Annotated in this window: 1 protein-coding gene; it reads right to left on the bottom strand. The window is 56.2% G+C overall.

From position 1 onward, the window contains the following. Nucleotides 1–1,159: beta-N-acetylhexosaminidase (locus MED297_RS17540; RefSeq protein WP_237613462.1), on the bottom strand; the 1,159-nt coding region annotated here is incomplete at its 3' end. Between the last annotated feature and the right edge of the window lie 123 nt (nt 1,160–1,282).

Genomic DNA, 1,282 nt, shown 5'->3' with positions numbered 1-1,282 from the left:
CTTCGGCCGATAACCCAGCGGTAGGCTGGTACTCATAGACTTGTCGCATATCAACGGTGCCCGCCCACCAATAACCCGGGTCATCTATCGCATCGGTGACCGCCAAATCCAGATAACAATGTTGAGCCGGCGTCATCACAACAGGGTGCCCCTTTTCCGCGGCAGCCTGCCCGGCTTTTACCCCTTGCCAGCTGTATACCCATGTCTCCGGAGCCGGTTGACCTTCGGCGATTTCTTCCCAACCCGCCAAAGTCTTACCTTCGGCGGCTAACAGCTGCTTCACGTTTTCAACTAACTGGGTCAGCGGTGTGCCATGCCCCTGTTCCGAAGCCTGTCGCGCTGAGGGAGACTCAGACCAGGCGCCAGCAGGCACTTCGTCGCAGCCCAGATGAAACAGCTCACCCGGAAACAACGCGCACCACTCTTTAATGAGGGTTTCCAGATAATCCATGGTTGGGCCATAGGCCGGGTTAATGACGTTATCGTGGTAATGCTGAACACTTCGATACAGTGAATGATCATCGTCTTCGACCAGATCCGGCAGACTTTTCAGCAACGCCCGGGAATGCCCGGGCAGATCCATTTCCGGCACCACCATGACACCCAGACCGGCCAGGCGCTCAACCAGCTCGGTCACCTGATCAGGTGAATAGCTGCCTCCGTAGCGCAAATGCCCGGACCCCATCTGTGGCGGTAAAACCTCTTCAGGACCGCGCCAGGCGCCAATCTGAGTGAGCTCTGGATAGGTCTGACTGTCGATTCGCCAGCCATCGTCATCGGTCAGGTGCCAATGGAAAACGTTGTACTGAAACAAGGCCAGTACATCCCACCAGGCCATGATGTCGTCAGCGCTGAAAAAGTGTCGGGCCACATCCAGATGGATGCCCCGATAGTCATACTCAGGAGTATCACGAACTTCACAGGCCGGCAGCGTTTTTATACAGATCCATTGCATCAGATACTGAAAGAGCACTGCCTGTCCCTGATGGAAGCCCGCGACTGAGCGATACGAGAGGTGAGCCCCCCGGGCATCAACAGTCAATGCAAAGGCCTCATCCAGTGAAGAATCTAACTCCGCCGTAGCCTGCCAGGCTTCCTCGTCACCCGAGGAGACGACCATCGAAGGATTCACCGACAGCCGGGTTAATAGTCGCTGCAACCAACCCACATTCCACGACACCCCATTAAAGACGAACTGCTCGGGACATTCGGCCGTGTCCGGCCTGATCGTATGACGCACAGAAGAATAAAGACACTCAGAGGCTGCTCCGCTAACGTTTGC

The organism is Reinekea blandensis MED297, from assembly GCF_000153185.1.
Taxonomy (GTDB): domain Bacteria; phylum Pseudomonadota; class Gammaproteobacteria; order Pseudomonadales; family Natronospirillaceae; genus Reinekea; species Reinekea blandensis.
Note: the sequence above shows the minus strand (reverse complement) of the source record. Positions and strands in the feature narration are given on the sequence as shown.